This is a genomic window from Sphingosinicella microcystinivorans, assembly GCF_003634215.1.
In the GTDB taxonomy this organism is placed as follows: domain Bacteria; phylum Pseudomonadota; class Alphaproteobacteria; order Sphingomonadales; family Sphingomonadaceae; genus Sphingosinicella; species Sphingosinicella microcystinivorans.
This window is the reverse complement of the sequence record NZ_RBWX01000007.1, coordinates 1-18639: the sequence shown is the minus strand read 5'-3', so window position 1 is coordinate 18639 and position 18639 is coordinate 1. Positions and strand designations below refer to the sequence as shown.

Genomic DNA, 18639 nt, shown 5'->3' with positions numbered 1-18639 from the left:
TCGCCACACCGATTCTGTTTGCGACGCCAGCTGTTGCCGCGCCGCCCTGCCAGCCTCAGAGCGACAGCCCCAGCGCCGTCAGCGCCGCCTTGGCCCGGCCCGCACTGGTGAACAGGTGACCGCGATAGCCTGCCGCTTCCGCGGCGGCGATATTGTCGTCGCGGTCATCGATGAACAACGCGCGCGCCGGGTCCACCGGAAACCGGCGCTTCGCCAACGCGAAAATAGCGGGATCAGGTTTCACCAGCCGTTCCTCGCCCGACACAATGATGTCGCGGAACCGTGCGAACGCGGGTTCAGTTGACGCGAATCGCGGCCAGAATTCGTGTGAGAAGTTGGTGATACCGTAAAGCGGCACGCCCTTGTCGGCGAGCGCATGCACCAGCTCGATCATCCCCTCGACCGGACCCGGCAGCGTTTCCAGCCAGCGCGGCACATAGGCCTCGATGAGCGCGCGCTCAGCGGGGAAGGCGGCGACGAGTTCTGCCGTGGTTTCAGCAGCAGGACGCCCCGCATCGTGCTGGAAATGCCATTCCGGCGTCACGACATTGGCGCAAAACCACTCGAGCCGGTCCCGATCCGGGATCAGCTTTTCGTAAAGAAAGCGCGGGTGCCAGTGATAAAGAACTCCGCCGACATCAAAGATGACAGCGTCGATCGAAGCTTCGGCCAGCAGCGGAAGATTCAGCCCTGACGCGCCTTGAAGCGGCGATTCGTCTTGTTGATCACATAGGTGCGGCCGCGGCGGCGGATGACGCGGCAATCGCGATGACGTCCCTTCAGGGACTTGAGGCTGTTCCGGATCTTCATGTTTTCCGCCTGCGAAACTGATTCTGGTGCTGTTCAAGAGCGCGCGTCCCTAAGCGGCAAACCTTGTGAAGTCAAGGGTTCCGGCTTGCTCCTGTTCGCCGGGGCATTACATGGACGCCATGCTGTCTCGCTTCCGATCCCGCCCCAAGCGCACCGACCGACTGCCGGAAGGGCTGCGCCTCTATGCGATCGGCGACATTCACGGCCGCCGCGACCTGATGGACGCGTTGCTCGGCCAGATCGACGCGGATCTTTCAGACTGGACCGGCGATTCGGAGATCGTTTTCCTCGGCGACTATGTGGACCGCGGCAATGCGTCCGCGGCGGTGCTGGACCGGCTGGCCGAAGGGCCGCGACAGGGCCAGCGCTGGACCCTGCTCAAGGGCAACCACGAATCGATCCTGACGCATCTGGTCAGCGGTCGCCCGCGCGAAGACGAATCGCTCTATCCGGCATGGCTGAAACACGGCGGACGCGAGACACTGGCGAGTTATGGCCTTCCCGCCGCGCTGGCGTTCGGCGACGACGAGGCGTCCGCGCTCGGCGCACTCCGCGAGGCGATGCCCCGCACGCATCTCGAACTCCTCGAATCGTTCGAACTCATGCGCCGCGCCGGCGACTATCTGTTCGTCCATGCAGGCATCCGCCCCGGCGTGCCGGTGGAGGAGCAGCGTCAACGCGATCTCATCTGGATTCGGGAGGCGTTCCTCGAACACAAGGGCGACCATGGCTTCCACGTCGTCCATGGCCATTCAATCACGCGCGACGTCGACACACAGGCAAACCGGACCGGCATCGACACGGGGGCCTACGCCACCGGCCGCCTCACCGCGATGGTCCTGGAAGGCGACTCGCGCCGTTTTCTCTCGACCTGAGGGCTCAGCCGCGGGCGGCGAGCTTCTCCTCCCATGCAAGCGCATGAGTCACGATCGTATCGAGGTTGCCGTTGCGCGGCTGCCAGCGGAAGGTTTCAAGAATCCTGGCATTTTCAGCTACGAGCGCGTCGGGATCACCCGCGCGGCGCGGCTCCATGCGCCGCTCGATCTTGCGGCCTGAAACACGCTCCACCGCATCCAGCACTTCCAGCACCGAGAAGCCGCGATTGTAACCGCAGTTGAGCGTTACTGACTCCTCCGGCCGCTCCTCGAGCCAGCCGAGCGCAAGCACGTGCGCCGCAGCAAGATCGCTGACATGGATGTAGTCGCGCACCCCGGTTCCGTCGGGTGTCGCATAGTCGGTGCCGAACACGGAGACGTGCGAGCGCTTGCCGGTTGCCGCCTCGACTGCGACCTTGATGAGGTGCGTCGCGCCCGCTGTCGACTGGCCGGTACGTCCGGCAGGGTCGGCGCCTGCGACGTTGAAGTAGCGCAGCGCAGCATAGTTGATCGGGTGCGCAGCCGCGACGTCCGCCAGCATGAACTCCGTCATCAGCTTCGAGGTGCCGTAGGGGTTTATCGGCACGCGCGGCGTTTCCTCGTCCACGGGGGTGTGATCGGGGATGCCGTAAACCGCCGCGGTCGACGAGAAGATGAAATGTTTCACGCCGTTCCTGACCGCCGATTCGAGGAGCGTGCGGCTCGCAGCGGTGTTGTTGCGGTAATATTTGAGCGGATCGCTCACCGACTCGGGGACCACGACCGAGCCCGCGAAGTGCATGATCGCGGCAATACTCTGTTCGGCGACGATCCGGTCCATCAGCGCCTCGTCAGCGACATTGCCTTCGTAAAAGGGCACGTCGTTCGGCACCGCCCAGCGGAGCCCCGTGACGAGATTGTCGATCACCGAGACCTGATGGCCGGCATCCTTCAGTGCCAGAACGGCATGGCTGCCGATATATCCCGCGCCGCCCGTCACCAGAACCGATGCCATTCCGTCACTCCTATTTCGCGCCCTCGCCGGATAGGCGGACAGCGGCGGCCCGGCAAGCCGTTCAGGCATAAGAAAGCTGTGAAGCCGCAGGATGATGCGATAGGATTGCACAATCGTTTCAGGGGAACCGCCATGCAGAAACAGGCCCTTGCGCTGACAGCGCTTGCACTTCTCGCCGCCTGCGCCACCAATCGCTTCGAGGCCGATGTCACACGCTTCCACATGGCGCAGCCCGGGCTGCGCGGCAGCGTTTACCTGGAACCACTCGACAAGGCCGCGACGGGTACGCTCGAATTTCAGAACTATGCGTCCGCGGTCGGCGCCGAGCTCGCGGAGCACGGCTTCACCGTCGCGCCAGCGCGTGAAGGCGCGGAGTATATCGGTGTCCTCGCCTATGGGCAGTCCACGCGCGAAGGCGTCGGCGGCGGCTCTCCGATCACGATCGGCATCGGTGGCGGCACGTTCGGCAAGAACGTTGGCGTCGGTCTTGGCACCAGCTTCGGCATTGGCGAGAAGAAGACCAAGGAAACGGCGATCAACATGCTCGCGCTCAAGATCGAGCGCGCGTCGGACAAGAGCGTGCTTTGGGAAGGTCGCGCCGTTGCGGAAGCCGGCAGCACGACGCGCTACGGACCGCTCGCAGCGGCGGTGCCTGCGCTCGCCGATGCACTTTTGCGTGACTTTCCCGGCACGTCGGGCCAAACGGTGACGTATAAATCCCAGTAAGCTCTGCCCAACAGGAGTTTCATGGCCATCACCGTTTCCGCCGCCTTCGACGGCGGCAATATCGCCGTCACGCGTGCCGAGCGCGCGGACGACATCGTGCTCACCATTCCGCGCGACCACATGTCGGAATTCGCGCAGTGGTTCTATTTTCGCCTCTCGGGTGTGCGGGGCAAACCCTGCATCATTCGTCTGGTCGGCCTTGAAGCCTCCGCTTACCCAGGGGGTTGGCCGGATTATCGCGCGGTCGTCTCCTACGACCGCAACGACTGGCGCCGTGCCGATACCGCTTATGACAAGGCTGCTGACGGCGGCGCACTCACCATCCGGCTGACGCTTGAGGAAGACAGCGTCTGGATCGCCTATTTCGCGCCCTACAGCATGGAACGGCACAACGATCTGGTCGCGCGCATCGGCAGTGCGCCGGGCGTGACGAGCGAGGTGATCGGCAAAACACTCGACGGGCAGGACATGGACCTGCTGACGATCGGTGATGGCCCGGTGAACCTGTGGTTTATAGCCCGCCAGCACCCCGGCGAAACGATGGCTGAATGGTGGATGGAAGGTGCACTCGAACGCCTGATCGACCCGGCAGACCCGGTGGCGCGCGCGCTCCGCGCGAAGGCCACGCTGCGTATCGTTCCCAACATGAATCCGGACGGCTCCCGCAGAGGCCACCTGCGGACGAATGCAGTCGGCGTGAACCTCAACCGCGAATGGGCATCGCCGTCTCTTGACCGCAGCCCTGAAGTCTTCTCGGTGCTCGCGCGGATGGACCGCGACAAGCCTGACTTCGTGCTCGACGTGCACGGCGACGAGGCCATCCCCAACAACTTCATCGCGGGCTTCGAGGGCATCCCCTCGATCACGCAGGCGATGACCGACCGGCTGGCGGCGTTCATCGCCATTCTTGATCGCATCTCTCCCGATTTCCAGACCGTCGACGGTTACGAGATTCCGGCGCCCGGCAAGGCCAACCTCACCGTCGCGACCAACGCGCTTGCGGAGCGTTTCGGCTGCCTGTCGATGACGCTCGAAATGCCCTTCAAGGACGCGAACGTTGCACCGGACGCAGCCTATGGCTGGTCGCCCGCACGTTCGAAGGCGCTGGGGCGCGATTGCCTTGCCGCCGCGCTCGAAGTGCTTCCCCAAATCCGCTGACCATCATCAGGATCTGAACAATGCCCCGTCTCGTACTTCTGCGCCACGGCCAGTCGGCCTGGAATCTTGAAAACCGCTTCACCGGCTGGTGGGATGTCGACGTCACCGAACAGGGTGCCGCCGAGGCCCGCGCCGCCGGGCAGCTTCTCGCCGGTGCCGGCTTCGATTTCGACACGTGCTTCACCAGCCTGCAGACGCGCGCGATCAAGACGCTCAATCTCGTCCTTGAGGAGATGGGCCGCCTCTGGCTGCCCGTCACCAAGGATTGGCGCCTCAACGAGCGTCACTACGGCGGCCTCACCGGGCTCAACAAGCAGGAGATGATCGACAAGGTGGGCGCCGAGCAGGTTCACATCTGGCGCCGCAGCTTCGACATTCCTCCGCCCGAACTGGAAGCCGACAGCGCGTTCGATGTTTCGAAGGATCGCCGTTACGCGGGGATTGCCGTGCCGCGCACGGAAAGCCTGAAAGACACGATTGCCCGCGTGCTTCCCTATTGGGACGCCGCCATCGCACCGCGCCTGAAGGCGGGCGAGCGCGTGGTGATCTCTGCGCACGGCAACAGCCTGCGCGCGCTCGTCAAGCACCTTTCCGGCATCTCGGACGATGAAATCCCCACGCTCGAAATCCCGACCGGCCAGCCACTCGTCTACGAACTGGACACCGACCTCAAGGAAATCGAGCGCTATTACCTGAAAGATCGCGCCTAGCGCTTTCCAAGCACGGCCCGCGCCGCCGTCACCATTGCCTCTACGCCGGTGCGGATCGTGGGTTCGGGATCGGGTGCGAACTTCGAAGAGTGGAGCGACGGCAGCTTCGTCGGATCACCGCCCGCTGCATCATATGTCGACTGCTTGACCGCACCGACGCGAAACAGCGTGCTTTCGATGCTCTTGTCCTCGCGGTAGAAGCGGCTGAAATCCTCACCGCCCATCTCGGGTTTATAGGGCTTCACCTTGTCCGCACCGAAGCGCGCGACAAAGGCTTCCTTCAGCACACCGGTCTGAATCGGCGTGTTGTACGTGGCAGGGGTGAACTCGTCGGCCACATTGACGACAGGCATCAACTCTTCCGGCATTCCAGCAGCGATCGCCTCACCGCGCACGATGCGCTTGATGCCGTCGATCAGAAACTGCCGCGTTTCATCCGAATAGCTTCGCACGGTGAGCTGCAGGTGCGCGCCGTCGGAAATGATGTTGTGCTTCGTGCCGGCATTGAAGGCGCCGACCGTCACCACGGCGGGTGTCTGCGGATCGAGCTCACGGCTGATCAGCGTCTGCAGCGCGCCGACGATCCGGCTTGCGAGCACGATCGGATCCTTCGTCGTGTGCGGATAGGCACCGTGGCCGCCCTTGCCCTTCACGTCGATATCGACCGAATCGACGTTCGCCATCACGTAGCCGTCTGAAATACCGAGCGTTCCGGCAGGCAGCGTCGCGCTGTCATGCAGGCCGATGACGTGCGCGGGCTTCGGGAAGCGGGCGTAGAGACCATCCGCGAGCATGTCGCGGGCGCCGCCGCCGCGTTCTTCGGCGGGCTGCATGATAACGACAAGCGTGCCCGACCATTCGCCCTTCGTCGCCGCCAGCCGCCGCGCAGCGCCGACCATGCTCGCCATGTGGATGTCGTGCCCGCAGGCATGCATCACCCCGGAGGTGCCGACGCCTGGAACCTGAATGGTCTTCTTGCTGGCGTAGGGCAGCCCGGTTTCCTCGGTCACGGGCAGGCCGTCCATATCCGCACGCAGCATCACCACCGGCCCGTCGCCGTTCTTCAGAACCGCGACGACGCCGGTCTTGCCAACGCCGGTCGTGACGACGAACCCGGCCTTCTTCAGCTCCGCTGCCATGCGCGCGGAGGTTTCGACCTCCTGAAACGAAACCTCGGGATTGGCGTGCAGATGCGTGTAAAGCGCCACCAGATACGGCGTGTCCGCCGCGACCGCATCGGTCAGGGCATCGGCGGCGGCAGGCCCGGAGAGGGTCATGAAAATAGCGGCGGCAACGAAACGGCGCATCGGCTTCTCCCTGTTCGAAGGGGGACCCTAGCGAACCTTTTGGCGGAAGTCCTTTTGAAAGGCCCGCGCGTCACATGGAAAGGGCCGCGCCAGCTCAAAAGCCGACGCGGCCCACTCCTTCGGGCAGGGTGACCCGCGCGCGTTGGGGGCAGAAATCACGCGAGTCAGATGACACAACACCGCAGGCGACAAGCGGTTCCCGCCGCGCTAGGATTTCCCGCGTGAAAATTGCCTGCGAGCCTGCGAGATGACCGTAACCGCCGAGAGTTTGAGCCCCGTTTCGATAGCGGGCCGCCCGGCTGATTTTTCGCAGCAGCTGATGCACGACTTCAGGATGTACGGCTTCGGCGTGGTGACCGATCACGGCATACCGGCAGCAACCATAAACGCGGCGGACGCCGCGGCGCGGCGCCTGTTCGCTCTGCCCGATGCCGTGAAGCGGCAATGGCACCTCCCCGGCACCGGCGGTGCGCGCGGCTATACGCCGTTCGGTGTCGAGGCGGCCAAGGATGCCGCAGAGGTCGACCAGAAGGAATTCTGGCATGTCGGGCGCGAACTCCCGCCCGGGCACCGTTATGCCGCCGATATGCCGCTGAACGTGTGGCCCGAGGTTCCGGGCTTCCGCGAAGCGGCGCTTGGCATGTTCACGGCGTTCGAGACGGCGGGCGCCCGCCTGCTCGAAGCCATCGCTATCGGGCTCAATTTGCCGGACGCGTTTTTTTCCGGTCCAACGCGCGACGGCAACAGCGTCCTGCGCTTCCTGCATTACCCGCCGCAGCCCACGGCGCCGAACGGTATCCGCTCCGCCGCGCACGAGGACATCAACGTCATCACGCTGCTGCTCGGCGCCGAGGAAGCGGGGCTCGAACTGCTGAACCGCGACGGCTCCTGGATGCCGGTGAACCCGCCCGAAGGCGCGCTTGTCGTGAATATCGGCGACATGCTGCAACGACTGACCAATCATGTGCTGCCCTCGACGACACACCGCGTGGCGAACCCGGTGGGGCCCGCGGCGTCTCGCGCGCGCTATTCGATGCCGTTCTTCCTCCATTTCGCGCCGGACTACCAAATCGAGACGCTGCCCGGCTGCGTGACCGCAGCGAACCCGGATCGCTACCCCGAAGGCATCACCGCCAACGCTTATCTGCTGCAACGGCTTCGAGAGATTCGACTCCTCTGAATCTTGCGGGGGCGGAACAATACGCATTCGTAATTAGTTGCCGCGCGTATACGAATTGAGCCGGAAGAGCCGTTCATGCTGCAGTCGCGCAACTATGCCCCCTCACCCCACCTCGCGCCCTTTGTCGCGCGCCACTATGTATTCCGGGCACCACTCCCCGAAGATTTCGTCATGGTGGACCGGCTGCTGGCCGAGACCGCGTTCGTCCGCATCCTCATCACCGGCGACTGGGCCGCGGAGGTCGCGCCGGGGCGTTGGGAGCGTCCGGGCGACGTCCTTTTCTTCGGCGCCAACGCACGGCCTTTCAAAGTGCGCGTACGCGGACCGTTCTTCATTGTCGGCGTCGCTCTCCGCCCCTCCGGCTGGCGCGCGCTTTCGGACCGCCCCGCTTCCGACTTCGCGGACCGCATGGTCCGGCTCTCCGACGTGTGGGGCGACGAGGCCGAGACGCAGTTCGCGGAGGTCGCCAAGCTGACCGATGACGAGGCGATCGTCTCGATCTGCGAGGCTGCGATCAGCGCCCAGCTGAAATCGCCGAAGCGCGTGAACACCGCCATGCAGCACCTCGAAAGCGTGGCGCGGCTCAATAGCGCGACACGCGTTGAAGACCTGGCCGACCAGCTCGGCATCTCGTCGCGCCAGCTCGAGCGTCTGTCGATCGCGCATTTCGGGCATACGCCCAAAACCGTGATGCGGCGCAGCCGCTTCCTTGACATGGCCGCAGCGATGCGCGGGCTCGGTGATCCCGACGACGACTATCTTGCCGCGCTGCGCTACTTCGACCAGTCGCACCGGACGCGCGAGTTCAAGCACTTCATCGGCATGACGCCTGCCGAGTTCGAACGCACGCCGACCCCCCTACTCGACGCCGGGATACAGCTTCGGCAGGAACGCAAGCAGCACCGCTTCTGAAAAGCGACATGTAGACGAAGTAGAAGCCCGCGCGCCGCCGACGCTTCGGTCGGCACAACAAATCCTATTTTACAATAGGTTATTCGCCAAAAACGCGCCGGAAGATCGTATCGACGTGCTTGAAGTGGTAGCCGAGGTCGAACAGGTTTTCGAGTTCCGCGTTCGAAAGACGCGCGGTCACGTCCGGGTCGGCCTTGAGGAGGTCGAGGAGCTGGAGCTGCCCGTCCGAATCCCACACCTTCATCGCGTTGCGCTGTACGAGCCGATACGAATCCTCGCGGCTGACGCCCGCCTGCGTGAGCGCCAGCAGCACGCGCTGCGAGTGGATGAGCCCGCCCATCTTGTCGAGATTCTTCTGCATCCGCTCGGGGTAGATAAGGAGCTTGTCGATAACGCCGGTGAGGCGGACGAGTGCGAAATCGAGCGTGACCGTCGCGTCCGGCCCGATCATGCGTTCGACCGACGAGTGCGAGATGTCGCGTTCGTGCCAGAGCGCGACGTTTTCCATCGCCGGGATCGAATAGCCGCGCACCAGACGAGCGAGGCCGGTGAGGTTCTCGGTGAGCACCGGATTGCGCTTGTGCGGCATCGCAGACGAGCCCTTCTGGCCCGGAGAGAAATACTCCTCGGCCTCCAGCACCTCGGTACGCTGCAGGTGGCGAATCTCGACCGCGAGACGCTCGACCGACGAAGCGATGACGCCGAGCGTCGCGAAATACATGGCGTGACGGTCGCGCGGGATCACCTGCGTGGAGACCGGCTCCGCCGTCAGCCCCATCGCCTTCGCGACATGCTCTTCGACGCGCGGATCGATGTTCGCGAATGTGCCGACCGCACCCGAAATCGCGCAGGTGGCGACTTCCTCGCGCGCTGCGACCATGCGCGCGCGGCAGCGTTCGAACTCGGCATAGGCCTGCGCGAGCTTGAGGCCGAAGGTGGTCGGCTCGGCATGGATGCCGTGGCTGCGGCCCATCGTCGGGGTCATCTTGTGTTCAAGCGCGCGGCGCTTGATCGCGACGAGCAGCGCATCGAGATCAGCGATGAGGAGGTCCGCCGCGCGCACGAGCTGCACGTTGAAACAGGTATCGAGCACGTCCGAACTCGTCATGCCCTGGTGGACGAAGCGCGCCTCCTCGCCGACATGTTCGGCAAGGCTGGTAAGGAAGGCGATCACGTCATGCTTCACCTCGCGCTCGATCTCGTCGATACGCGCCACATCGAAGCCGCCACGCTCCCACACGGCTTTCGCCGCATCCTTCGGCACCACGCCGAGGTCGGCGAGCGCATCCATGGCGTGCGCCTCGATTTCGAACCAGATCTGGAAACGGGTTTCCGGCTCCCAGATCGTCGTCATCTCGGGGCGGCTATAGCGTGGAATCATGCGCGGGGCTCCTGTTCTGGGCCGCGCGGGTAGCAGAGGGGCGCCGGCGTTTCCAGCCTTAGAGCAACCCAAGGGCCTTGAAGCTGGCGTGGCCTTCGCGGCCAATGACGATGTGATCGTGGAGATGGATGCCGAGGACGCGCGCCGCATCGCGGATGTGGTTGGTGAGCTGGATGTCATCCCGGCTCGGTTTCGGGTCGCCCGAGGGGTGATTGTGGACAAGGATAAGGGCGGTGGCGCCGAGATCGAGCGCGCGGTGGATCACTTCGCGCACGTGGACCGCGGTCTGGTTCACGGTGCCGTCCGACATCGCTTCGTCCGCGATGAGCACGTTGCGCGAATCGAGGAACAGCACGCGGAAACGCTCGCGCCCCAGATGCGCCATGTCGGCATGGAGATAGTCAAGCAGTGCCTGCCAGCCCGCAAGCACGGGTTTTCCGTAGACGTTTGCACGCTGGAGCCGGAGCGCCGCAGCGCGCACGAAGCCGAGCGTCGCGATCACGGCGTCCCCCGCGCCTTCGACGCGCTTCAGATCGCGCGGCTCCGCCGAGATCACCCCGGCGAACGACTGAAAGCGCGTGATGAGGGCCTTTGCGAGCGGCTTGGTATCGCGGCGCGGGATGGCAAGACCGAGCATATATTCGAGAAGCTCGTAGTCGTGAAACGCATCGCCGCCGCCCTGCAGCATGCGGGCGCGCATACGGGCGCGGTGGCCGGCATCAGCGTTGGCGGACTCCATATCGGACATGAAACGACGCTAGCCGCAAGCCGGGGGCAAAGGCCAGTCCCTTGCAGCCGCAATGGGCTTCTGGCTTAACGGAACCATGAGCATGATCCCCTGCCAGCGCGACCGGTTCGATATTCCGCGTGAGGTCGCCTACCTGAACTGCGCCTACATGTCTCCGCTCGCGCACGATGTCAGCGCCGCCGCCAGCAAGGGCGTGGCGCTGAAAACCGCGCCCTGGACATACCGCCCCGCCGACTTCTTCACGCACACGGAGACGGCACGCAGCCGTTTCGCGGCGCTCGCGGGCGGCAAGCCGGACGATTTCGCCATCGTTCCGTCGGTCAGCTACGGCCTTGCCGTCGCCGCAAGGAACCTGCCGCTTCGGCGCGGGCAGGACATCGTGGTCCTCGCCGACCAGTTTCCCTCGAACCTCTACATCTGGCGCGAGCACGCCATCGCGTGCGGCGCGCGCATCGTGACGGTGACGCGCGAAGCCGGGGAGGCCTGGACCCCCGCGGTGCTCGCCGCGATCGGCCCGGACACGGGGATTGTCGCTGTGCCGAACTGCCACTGGGCGGACGGCGGCCTCGTCGATCTCGAAACCGTGGGGGCCGCGTGCCGAAAGGCAGGGGCCGCGCTTGTGCTTGATCTCACCCAGTCGATCGGCGCCTTGCCGTTCGATGTGGACCGCGTGCAGCCCGATTTCATGGTCGCCGCGTGCTACAAGTGGGCGATGGGGCCCTACGGCATGGGCATGCTGTATGTCGCGCCGAAACATCATGGCGGCACACCGATCGAGCACAACTGGATGAATCGCGGCGGCAGCGAGGATTTCTCGCGGCTTGTCGACTATCGAAACGATTTCCAGCCCGGCGCGCGCCGCTTCGACATGGGCGAAAAGGCGAACCCGCCGCTGCTGATGGGCGCGGCTGCCGCCATCGACATGCTGCTCGGCTGGGGCATCGCGAACATCGCCGAAACGCTGGGCAGCAGGAACCTCGCGCTTGGCGAAGCGGCGCGCGGCATCGGCCTTCTCGCGCCCGACCCCGCAACGCGCGCGCCGCACTTCCTGTCGCTCGGTTTTCCGAGCGACGTGCCGGGCGGTCTGCTCGACCGCCTTGCCGCAGAGAACGTTTTTGTTTCGCTGCGCGGCCGTTCTCTGCGTGTCACACCGCACCTCTACAACGACGATACGGACTGCGAGCGGTTGATCGCGGTGCTGAGGGAGGCGCTCGGCTGATGGACATTCGTCGCGACAATCTGCAAGGCCCGGAAATCGCCGCGCTGCTTCAGGCGCATCTCGACGAGATGCACCGTCATTCACCGCCCGAGAGTGTGCACGCGCTCGATCTCGACGCGCTGCGCGCGCCCGACATCACCTTCTGGACGGTGTGGGACGAAGGCGTTCTTCTGGGCTGCGGCGCGCTGCGCGAACTCGACCCGCAGCACGGCGAGATCAAATCGATGCGGACGGACGAGCGCTATCGCCGGCGCGGTGTCGCGACCGTGATGCTCGACCACATCATCGAAGAGGCAAAGAAGCGCGGCTACACGCGGCTAAGCCTGGAAACAGGCACGCCCGCCGCGTTCGATGCGGCACGGCTGCTCTATGCGAGCCGCGGCTTCACGCTGTGCCCGCCGTTTGGGGATTACCGCGAAGACCCCTACAGCGTCTGCATGACGCTGGAGCTGTAAAGCCCGAAGAGAACGGGCTTCAGACCGCGTAGGGCGGGTGATCGAGACCGGTCGGCGATTTCGTGAAGATCTCGCAGCCGGTTTCGGTGATGCCGATCGAGTGTTCGAACTGCGCGGAGAGCGAGCGATCGCGCGTCACCGCCGTCCAGCCGTCGTCGAGCACCTTCACATCGGCGCGGCCGAGATTGATCATCGGCTCGATCGTGAAGAACATGCCGGGCTTCAGCATAACGCCGCGCCCCGGCTTGCCCACATGCACCACGCTCGGTTCGTCGTGGAACATGCGGCCGAGGCCGTGCCCGCAGAAATCGCGCACGATGCCGCAGCGCTGCTCTTCCGCGTAGGACTGGATGGCGTGGCCGATGTCGCCCAGGCGATTGCCCGGCTTCGCCGCCGCGATGCCGCGCATCAGGCATTCATAGGTGATATCGACGAGGCGGCGCGCCTTCAGCGGCACATCGCCGACAAGGAACATTCGGCTGGTGTCGCCGTGCCAGCCATCGACGATGACCGTGATGTCGATATTGGCGATATCGCCCTTCACCAGCTTCTTCGTGCTCGGGATGCCGTGGCAGACGACATGGTTGATGCTGATGCAGCTCGAATGGCTGTAACCCTTGTAGAACACGGTGGCGGGAACGCCGCCGCGTTCGCGCACGAACTCGTAGACCATCGTATCGAGATCGATCGTGCGGGCGCCGGGCACGACATGCGGCACCAGCATATCGAGCGCCGCCGCAGCGAGCTGGCCCGCGCGGCGCATGCCTTCGAAGGCATCCGGCCCGTGCAGCTTGATGCCGGACGCATCGAGAATGACGTCTGAAACTTCCATGTCCATGACCCTATCCTAACGCGCCGTGCGGCTGGCGCCAGCCGGACGATCCCTCATGGCGACGACGCACTTGCCGTAGGGCGAGGTGCCGACCCAATCCTTGTCCGGATGCCAGGCGAAAACGAAATTGCCGCCCTTGATGAGATCGATGACGCCCTCGGCAACCGCGCTGCGCAGCGCCGGGCAGCCCCAGCTGCGCCCCAGACGGCCCTGCTTCGCGCCGGTTTCGGGGTTCACGTAGGGCGCACCGTGCATGACGATGGCGCGGTCCCGCGCCGCATCGTTCACCCCCGGCACCAGCCCATCCATCCGCAGCGAATAGCCGTTCGAGCCCACATAGGTTTCCGCCGTGACGAAGAGGCCGAGGCTCGACTGGTGGGAATTCATCGCGTTCGAAAAGCTCGTGGTGCGATTCTCGCCCGAGTTGCGGCCGTGCGCGACATATTCCTGCACGAGCGCGGCGCCCGTCTTCAGATCCACCACCCACAGGCGCGGTTCGAGCGAAGCGCGCCCGTAATCGATGATCGTGACCGTGTGCGCGCTCTTGCCGATGCCCGACGCCTGCGCACAGGAGACGACATCAAGCGCGGCACGGCGCACGTTCGCGTCCAGCGTTACAGCCTTCGGCGCGGGGGCCGCCAGAAGGGCAAAGGTGAGAATCCCGATCATGTCTTCACTCCGAATACCCTAAACCGGCCCGATCCGGCAACGGCGGTGCGACGCCGTGCCATCACGCTTTACCCTGTTTGCCACTGCGGCTACGGATAGCCGCATGGCCGAACCCCGCATCTGGACTGCCGCGCTCATCGTCATCGGAGACGAGATTCTCTCCGGCCGAACCCAGGATGCCAACCTCGCTTATCTCGCGAAATGGCTTAACATTCAGGGAATCCAGCTCGCCGAGGCGCGTGTCGTTGCCGATCAGATGGGTGCCATCGTCGCTGCCGTCAATGCCTGCCGCGCCCAGTACGACTACGTCTTCACCACCGGCGGCATCGGGCCGACGCACGACGACATCAGCGTCGATGCTGTCGCGGAGGCGCTCGGCGTGCCTGTCGTGCTGCACCCGGAAGCAGAAGCGATGCTTCGCCAATATTACGGCGACCGCATCACCGAGGCACGGCTGCGCATGGCCCGCGTGCCCGGCGGCGCCGACCTTATCGAGAACCCCGTTTCGGGCGCGCCGGGCATCCGCATCGGCAACGTCTTCATGCTCGCAGGGGTCCCCAAGATCACGCAGGGGATGCTTGCGGGGCTCGACGGCAAGCTCGAAGGCGGGCTTCCCGTGCTCGACCGCACGGTGGGCGCCTGGGTGCCCGAAAGCAGCGTCTCCGACCTGCTGATCGCGGTGGAGCGCGAGAAGCCGGGTATCCAGATCGGCAGCTACCCCTTCTGGCGCGAAGGCCGCATCGGCGCGAACTTCGTGATCCGCAGCCGCGAGCAGACCGCGCTCGACGACGCCGCGGCGCGCCTGATGGACGCGCTCTCCGCCGCCGGACACGACCCCCTCGACGGCGCCATCTAGAGACGCTAGGCACGCCGAACACCGCAGCGGCCCACGTGGCGGAATTGGTAGACGCAAGGGACTTAAAATCCCTCGCCTGTTTCAGGCGTGCCGGTTCGATCCCGGCCGTGGGCACCAACCGCTTTCCGCAGGCGTCCACACCCGTCCGGAAAGTGGCTGATTTCAGCCATTTCTGACGGTACACTTTCCGTCTCAAACCGTCCCCGTTCGTTGTATACCGTCAAATCTGACGGTACATTTGCGGTATATTTTCCCTCGAAAGCGGAAATGTACCGTCATGCTGACCGATGCCGCCATCCGAAAACTCAAGGTCCGCGACAAGCCCTTCAAGGCCGCCGACATGCATGGACTCTATCTGCTCGTTCAACCCAATGGCGCCCGCTATTGGCGCATGGACTACCGGCACGCGGGCAAAAGAGGCACCATCGCCCTCGGCGTCTATCCCAAGGTCTCGCTCAAGGCCGCGCGCGAGAAGCGCGCGAGCGCGGCCGATATGCTCGAAAAGGGCATCAACCCGTCCGTCTACAAGAAGATCACGCGCGGCCTCTCGTCCGTCCCCGAGGCGGATACGTTCCGGGCCGTGGCGGAGGAATGGCTTGAAAAATGCGAGGCTGAAGGCCGCTCGTCCTCAACGATGGACAAGCTGCGTTGGCTCATCGGCTTTGCCGAACCCCTGATCGGCGGACGGCCGATCGGAGAGCTGAAAGCGCCCGAGGTTCTAACCGTATTGCGAACGGTCGAGGTCAGGGGGCGTTACGAGACGGCCCGCCGTCTGCGCAGCACGTGCAGCAGCGTGATCCGCTATGCCATCGCCACAGGCCGGGCCGAACGTGATGTGACGCTCGACCTGCGCGGCGCGCTCATTGCCCCGAAGGTCAAGCACAGGGCGGCGCTCGTCGAGCCGCACCGCGTTGGCGAATTGCTGCGGGCCATCGACGGCTACCAGGGTCAGCCATCCGTGGATTTTGCATTGAAGATCCTCCCCCACGTCTTTGTCCGGCCCGGCGAGCTCAGGAATGCCGAATGGGATGAGTTCGACTTCGATGGCGCGCTCTGGGCCATCCCGGGCTCTCGGATGAAAATGGGCCGCGAACATAATGTGCCGCTTTCATCCCAGGTTCTGGAGCTTTTGCGGGAGCTAAGGCTCTACACCCGCCACTCCCGCTACCTGTTTCCCTCGATCCGATCACCGGACCGGCCGATCTCGGACAACAGCATCAACGCCGCGCTTCGGCGTCTGGGTTATGCCCAGAATGAAATGACGGCGCACGGCTTCAGGGCCATTGCGAGCACGCTCCTGAATGAAAGCCGCAAGTGGCACCCGGACGCGATCGAACGGCAACTGGCGCACATGGAAAGCAACAACGTCCGCCGCGCCTATCTTCGCGGCGAACACTGGGCCGAGCGCGTCCGAATGATGCAATATTGGTCGGATCATCTCGATAAGCTGCGTGCTGCGAATGTGGTGCGCGGAAGGCTCAGACGTGAACAGAGCCGTGCGGCAGTGGGCCGCAAATCATTCTGAGTGGTTTGTTCGGCAGTCCGATCGTGCGACTGACATGGCCTCATAATGCAGCGTGGTCACGTGTTCGTATCGTGCCTGCTATCATGCGTAGCCGTGACAGGCTGATGGTTCTCTGACCATTTTTCCTCATCTTTCCGGCCTGCTCCCATGCCGGGGCACCCGGACCGTCGTAGCTGATTTCGGCTTCCTCGGGTGAGACGACCCTGAGTACCACGAGGCGCTCACAGGGCCCGTACATCGACACGCTCCGCGCTGCCGTCATCTTGATCTGAACATTGCCGTCTTTGTCAAAAGCGTCGTGTAGCGGCTTGCTCATCCCATAGAGCGTGAGTCCCAGGGCCTGTTCAGCCACCACCTCCCCCAGCGAACCCACGAGATGCCCGTCGAGCGTAAACTTGCGGTGAGGGTACATGGCTTCCAGCTCCGCAGTGGCCCGATAATGTCTTGCGACAGGTTCCGGCAGTTTGACGCGCTTCACGCTTTCGCTCCTTCGCTGAAATGGTGAATTCGTGAGGGTGTCGTTGATACCAGTGAGGAACTTTCGCCCGGTTAATCGCCGCCCTGCGACCGCCTTCGGCGGTCTAAAGCCTGTCTGATCCGGCTCCCGCGCGGTGTGTGCGGGTCGCTTTGCCTTTGGTCCGGCCGCGCCGGTCCCGCAACCCGCTGACGCGGGTCTTTCACTTCGTTGCAGCCCTTCGGGTGCAGGCCCGGCCCTTTGGGCCGGACCTGTCGGCGCTCCGCCGCCCACCCCGCTCTTCCGCCGGGTGCGGCTGGTGGGGGAAGAGGTGTTCGCTGCGTGTGTTTGTGCTTGGCAAGGCGCTGATTAGAAGCGAGTCTGTGTGCGATGAAGAGCATTGATGATCCCGGTATTGCTCTGCCCGAGGGCAAGCGTCGCGAGCTTGAGCGCGTCGTCGCGCTGCTGCGCGAGGGCTTCGCCGAGGCGGTCGCCGAGCGGCGCGCGCCGCGCTTCCGCGACGGCAAGCTGCTCAAGATCATTCTGTTCGGCAGCTACGCGCGCGGCGACTGGGTAGAAGACCCTGTGGGGCGCTACTTCTCGGACTACGACATCCTTGTCGTCGTCGACCACGAAGACCTGACCGACGTACCCGAGTTCTGGCTGAAAACCGAGGACCGGCTGCTTGCCGAGGTCGGCGAGGGCAAGGTCAGGACGCCCGTGAGCGTGATCTACCACAGCTTTGAGGACGTAAACGACAAGCTGAAGCTCGGTCGGTACTTCTTCACCGACATCGTGAAGGATGGCATCGTGCTGTTCGAGGAGCCCGGCCGTCCGTTCGAAACGCCGCGCAAGCTCACCCCCGCCGAAGCGCTTAAGGAAACGCAGGACTACTATGAAGAGTGGTTCAACACGGCGCTAGAGTTCGTGGAGGGAGCGGACTTTCATTTGAAGCGCGGCCACACCAAACTGGCAGCATTCAACCTTCATCAGGCGGCAGAACGCTTCTACCACACGCTCTTCCTGGTGCGGACTTTGTACAGCCCGAAGACGCACAACCTGAACCGGCTGCGCTCGCAAACCGAAGCGCTGGAACCTCGGCTGCGCGAGGTATGGCCGGGCTCCACGAAGTTCGAGCGGCGCTGCTACGAGCTGCTGCGCGCCGCCTATGTAAAGGCGCGCTACTCGCGCCAGTACCGCATCACGGCCGAGGAACTGGACTGGATCGGGAGCCGCGTCGAGGTGCTGCGCGGGCTCATCGAAGAGCTTTGCCTGAAGCGTTTGGACGAGCTCGAACGCGCCGCCTGAACTGCCGGAAGGGTGAGGTTGCCGCGCCGTATCCGGCGCCATAGGCTGGCGCCATTATTCCCCCTTTATGACCTGAACGCCGGCCTTTTGGGGCCGGCGTTCCTTTATCCGGGTGGCAACCGCGAGCGGCGCTAACGGAACCAGCCCTGCGGCCCTGCGTTCCATCAGCTCCACCCACTTGGTGCGGCCGCCAGCTCTTATCCCCCCCCTGTAGCTGGCGGCCAGTTTTCCTGCCCTTGCTGTCCCGGCTTTAGCCGTTCAGCCGATCCTTGACCGCCTTGGCGGGGCTGAACGAGAGCTTGTTCGACGCCGCAATCTGCATCGCCGCGCCTGTTGCCGGGTTACGACCTTCGCGCGCGGGAGAAGCCTTCACCTTGAACTTGCCGAAGCCATTGAGCGACACTTCCTCGCCCTTGGCGGCGGCGTCGGTGATCGCGGCGAACACCGCATCGACGGCCTTGCGGGCATCGGTCTTGGTGGTCCCGAGCGTCTCGGCAAGCGCTTCGGCGAGGTCGGCATT

General features: G+C 64.5%; 21 protein-coding genes and 1 tRNA gene. 12 read left to right on the top strand and 10 right to left on the bottom strand.

Annotation, left to right across the window (positions count from 1 at the left end):
• Nucleotides 1-55: 55 nt before the first annotated feature.
• Both DFR51_RS00285 and ykgO read right to left on the bottom strand, forming a co-directional pair.
• The gene (locus DFR51_RS00285) at nucleotides 56-646 is read right to left on the bottom strand and encodes an HAD-IA family hydrolase (protein ID WP_338068303.1); all 591 of its coding nucleotides are present in this window, start codon (nucleotides 644-646) and stop codon (nucleotides 56-58) included.
• Between the two features lie 38 nt (nucleotides 647-684).
• Nucleotides 685-810, bottom strand: coding sequence for a type B 50S ribosomal protein L36 (ykgO, locus tag DFR51_RS00280; RefSeq protein WP_050599643.1), 126 nt, complete (start codon nucleotides 808-810; stop codon nucleotides 685-687).
• A 110-nt stretch (nucleotides 811-920) separates the two neighbouring features.
• Here ykgO and DFR51_RS00275 point away from each other — a divergent pair, with 110 nt between their 5' ends.
• The gene (locus DFR51_RS00275; protein WP_121047071.1) at nucleotides 921-1685 is read left to right on the top strand and encodes a metallophosphoesterase; all 765 of its coding nucleotides are present in this window, start codon (nucleotides 921-923) and stop codon (nucleotides 1683-1685) included.
• A 4-nt stretch (nucleotides 1686-1689) separates the two neighbouring features.
• Here the strand turns inward: DFR51_RS00275 and galE are convergent, their stop codons facing one another.
• Nucleotides 1690-2679 (bottom strand): UDP-glucose 4-epimerase GalE, encoded by a 990-nt coding sequence (gene galE, locus DFR51_RS00270; protein WP_121049508.1) that lies wholly within the window; start codon nucleotides 2677-2679, stop codon nucleotides 1690-1692.
• Between the two features lie 132 nt (nucleotides 2680-2811).
• Between galE and DFR51_RS00265 the strand changes: the two genes are divergently transcribed.
• From DFR51_RS00265 to gpmA, 3 genes are read left to right on the top strand one after another with little or no spacing between them, the layout of a single operon-like run.
• The gene (locus DFR51_RS00265; protein WP_160119103.1) at nucleotides 2812-3405 is read left to right on the top strand and encodes a DUF4136 domain-containing protein; all 594 of its coding nucleotides are present in this window, start codon (nucleotides 2812-2814) and stop codon (nucleotides 3403-3405) included.
• 21 nt (nucleotides 3406-3426) lie between these two features.
• Nucleotides 3427-4563, top strand: a complete 1137-nt coding sequence (locus DFR51_RS00260) for a M14 family metallopeptidase (protein ID WP_121047070.1) — start codon at nucleotides 3427-3429, stop codon at nucleotides 4561-4563.
• Nucleotides 4564-4583: 20 nt separating this feature from the next.
• The gene (gene gpmA, locus DFR51_RS00255) at nucleotides 4584-5273 is read left to right on the top strand and encodes a 2,3-diphosphoglycerate-dependent phosphoglycerate mutase (RefSeq protein ID WP_121047069.1); all 690 of its coding nucleotides are present in this window, start codon (nucleotides 4584-4586) and stop codon (nucleotides 5271-5273) included.
• Here the strand turns inward: gpmA and DFR51_RS00250 are convergent.
• Nucleotides 5270-6580, bottom strand: a complete 1311-nt coding sequence (locus tag DFR51_RS00250; protein WP_121047068.1) for a M20 metallopeptidase family protein — start codon at nucleotides 6578-6580, stop codon at nucleotides 5270-5272. The genes gpmA and DFR51_RS00250 overlap by 4 nt on opposite strands.
• A gap of 247 nt (nucleotides 6581-6827) precedes the next feature.
• Here DFR51_RS00250 and DFR51_RS00245 point away from each other — a divergent pair, with 247 nt between their 5' ends.
• Both DFR51_RS00245 and DFR51_RS00240 read left to right on the top strand, forming a co-directional pair.
• Nucleotides 6828-7760 (top strand): isopenicillin N synthase family dioxygenase, encoded by a 933-nt coding sequence (locus tag DFR51_RS00245; protein ID WP_121047067.1) that lies wholly within the window; start codon nucleotides 6828-6830, stop codon nucleotides 7758-7760.
• A gap of 75 nt (nucleotides 7761-7835) precedes the next feature.
• Entirely contained in the window at nucleotides 7836-8672 is an 837-nt protein-coding gene (locus DFR51_RS00240; protein ID WP_121047066.1) for a helix-turn-helix domain-containing protein, read from the top strand.
• A gap of 79 nt (nucleotides 8673-8751) precedes the next feature.
• Here DFR51_RS00240 and purB read toward each other — a convergent pair whose 3' ends face one another.
• The gene (gene purB, locus DFR51_RS00235) at nucleotides 8752-10053 is read right to left on the bottom strand and encodes an adenylosuccinate lyase (protein ID WP_121047065.1); all 1302 of its coding nucleotides are present in this window, start codon (nucleotides 10051-10053) and stop codon (nucleotides 8752-8754) included.
• Nucleotides 10054-10111: 58 nt separating this feature from the next.
• Entirely contained in the window at nucleotides 10112-10801 is a 690-nt protein-coding gene (radC, locus tag DFR51_RS00230; RefSeq protein WP_121047064.1) for a RadC family protein, read from the bottom strand.
• 76 nt (nucleotides 10802-10877) lie between these two features.
• Between radC and DFR51_RS00225 the strand changes: the two genes are divergently transcribed.
• Together DFR51_RS00225 and DFR51_RS00220 are read left to right on the top strand one after the other, a co-directional pair.
• A complete protein-coding gene (locus DFR51_RS00225; RefSeq protein WP_121049502.1) occupies nucleotides 10878-12020 on the top strand; it encodes an aminotransferase class V-fold PLP-dependent enzyme in 1143 nt (380 codons plus the stop codon).
• Nucleotides 12020-12475 (top strand): GNAT family N-acetyltransferase, encoded by a 456-nt coding sequence (locus tag DFR51_RS00220; RefSeq protein ID WP_121047063.1) that lies wholly within the window; start codon nucleotides 12020-12022, stop codon nucleotides 12473-12475. The genes DFR51_RS00225 and DFR51_RS00220 overlap by 1 nt, the downstream gene beginning before the upstream one ends.
• 19 nt (nucleotides 12476-12494) lie before the next feature.
• Here DFR51_RS00220 and map read toward each other — a convergent pair whose 3' ends face one another.
• Nucleotides 12495-13313 carry a type I methionyl aminopeptidase gene (gene map / locus DFR51_RS00215; RefSeq protein ID WP_121047062.1) on the bottom strand — a complete coding sequence of 273 codons (819 nt, stop codon included), beginning with the start codon at nucleotides 13311-13313 and terminating at the stop codon, nucleotides 12495-12497.
• Between the two features lie 9 nt (nucleotides 13314-13322).
• Complete coding sequence (locus DFR51_RS00210) at nucleotides 13323-13976, bottom strand: murein L,D-transpeptidase catalytic domain family protein (protein ID WP_121047061.1); 654 nt, start codon at nucleotides 13974-13976, stop codon at nucleotides 13323-13325.
• A gap of 103 nt (nucleotides 13977-14079) precedes the next feature.
• On the opposite strand from DFR51_RS00210, the gene DFR51_RS00205 reads away from it, so the two are divergent.
• From DFR51_RS00205 to DFR51_RS00195, 3 genes are all read left to right on the top strand, one after another.
• Nucleotides 14080-14832, top strand: coding sequence for a competence/damage-inducible protein A (locus DFR51_RS00205; protein ID WP_121047060.1), 753 nt, complete (start codon nucleotides 14080-14082; stop codon nucleotides 14830-14832).
• A 29-nt stretch (nucleotides 14833-14861) separates the two neighbouring features.
• Nucleotides 14862-14949, top strand: a tRNA-Leu gene (locus DFR51_RS00200).
• Between the two features lie 160 nt (nucleotides 14950-15109).
• Nucleotides 15110-16357 carry a tyrosine-type recombinase/integrase gene (locus DFR51_RS00195; protein ID WP_121047059.1) on the top strand — a complete coding sequence of 416 codons (1248 nt, stop codon included), beginning with the start codon at nucleotides 15110-15112 and terminating at the stop codon, nucleotides 16355-16357.
• A gap of 40 nt (nucleotides 16358-16397) precedes the next feature.
• Here the strand turns inward: DFR51_RS00195 and DFR51_RS00190 are convergent, their stop codons facing one another.
• Complete coding sequence (locus DFR51_RS00190) at nucleotides 16398-16835, bottom strand: DUF6998 domain-containing protein (RefSeq protein WP_121047058.1); 438 nt, start codon at nucleotides 16833-16835, stop codon at nucleotides 16398-16400.
• A gap of 366 nt (nucleotides 16836-17201) precedes the next feature.
• Here DFR51_RS00190 and DFR51_RS00185 point away from each other — a divergent pair, with 366 nt between their 5' ends.
• Nucleotides 17202-18119 (top strand): HEPN domain-containing protein, encoded by a 918-nt coding sequence (locus DFR51_RS00185; protein ID WP_121047057.1) that lies wholly within the window; start codon nucleotides 17202-17204, stop codon nucleotides 18117-18119.
• A 250-nt stretch (nucleotides 18120-18369) separates the two neighbouring features.
• Here the strand turns inward: DFR51_RS00185 and DFR51_RS00180 are convergent.
• A partial coding sequence (locus DFR51_RS00180) for an HU family DNA-binding protein (RefSeq protein ID WP_147423388.1) occupies nucleotides 18370-18639 on the bottom strand: 270 nt, incomplete at its 5' end.

Excerpts from the sequence above, each read along its gene's own strand:
- DFR51_RS00205 (WP_121047060.1), top strand. The coding sequence starts at position 14,080 with ATGGCCGAACCCCGCATCTGGACTGCCGCGCTCATCGTCATCGGAGAC.
- map (WP_121047062.1), bottom strand. The coding sequence starts at position 13,313 with ATGGACATGGAAGTTTCAGACGTCATTCTCGATGCGTCCGGCATCAAG.
- DFR51_RS00210 (WP_121047061.1), bottom strand. The coding sequence starts at position 13,976 with ATGATCGGGATTCTCACCTTTGCCCTTCTGGCGGCCCCCGCGCCGAAG.
- DFR51_RS00225 (WP_121049502.1), top strand. The coding sequence starts at position 10,878 with ATGAGCATGATCCCCTGCCAGCGCGACCGGTTCGATATTCCGCGTGAG.
- ykgO (WP_050599643.1), bottom strand. The coding sequence starts at position 810 with ATGAAGATCCGGAACAGCCTCAAGTCCCTGAAGGGACGTCATCGCGAT.
- purB (WP_121047065.1), bottom strand. The coding sequence starts at position 10,053 with ATGATTCCACGCTATAGCCGCCCCGAGATGACGACGATCTGGGAGCCG.
- DFR51_RS00275 (WP_121047071.1), top strand. The coding sequence starts at position 921 with ATGGACGCCATGCTGTCTCGCTTCCGATCCCGCCCCAAGCGCACCGAC.
- DFR51_RS00250 (WP_121047068.1), bottom strand. The coding sequence starts at position 6,580 with ATGCGCCGTTTCGTTGCCGCCGCTATTTTCATGACCCTCTCCGGGCCT.
- DFR51_RS00245 (WP_121047067.1), top strand. The coding sequence starts at position 6,828 with ATGACCGTAACCGCCGAGAGTTTGAGCCCCGTTTCGATAGCGGGCCGC.
- DFR51_RS00195 (WP_121047059.1), top strand. The coding sequence starts at position 15,110 with ATGCTGACCGATGCCGCCATCCGAAAACTCAAGGTCCGCGACAAGCCC.
- DFR51_RS00260 (WP_121047070.1), top strand. The coding sequence starts at position 3,427 with ATGGCCATCACCGTTTCCGCCGCCTTCGACGGCGGCAATATCGCCGTC.
- DFR51_RS00185 (WP_121047057.1), top strand. The coding sequence starts at position 17,202 with ATGAAGAGCATTGATGATCCCGGTATTGCTCTGCCCGAGGGCAAGCGT.
- DFR51_RS00265 (WP_160119103.1), top strand. The coding sequence starts at position 2,812 with ATGCAGAAACAGGCCCTTGCGCTGACAGCGCTTGCACTTCTCGCCGCC.
- gpmA (WP_121047069.1), top strand. The coding sequence starts at position 4,584 with ATGCCCCGTCTCGTACTTCTGCGCCACGGCCAGTCGGCCTGGAATCTT.
- galE (WP_121049508.1), bottom strand. The coding sequence starts at position 2,679 with ATGGCATCGGTTCTGGTGACGGGCGGCGCGGGATATATCGGCAGCCAT.
- radC (WP_121047064.1), bottom strand. The coding sequence starts at position 10,801 with ATGTCCGATATGGAGTCCGCCAACGCTGATGCCGGCCACCGCGCCCGT.
- DFR51_RS00220 (WP_121047063.1), top strand. The coding sequence starts at position 12,020 with ATGGACATTCGTCGCGACAATCTGCAAGGCCCGGAAATCGCCGCGCTG.
- DFR51_RS00240 (WP_121047066.1), top strand. The coding sequence starts at position 7,836 with ATGCTGCAGTCGCGCAACTATGCCCCCTCACCCCACCTCGCGCCCTTT.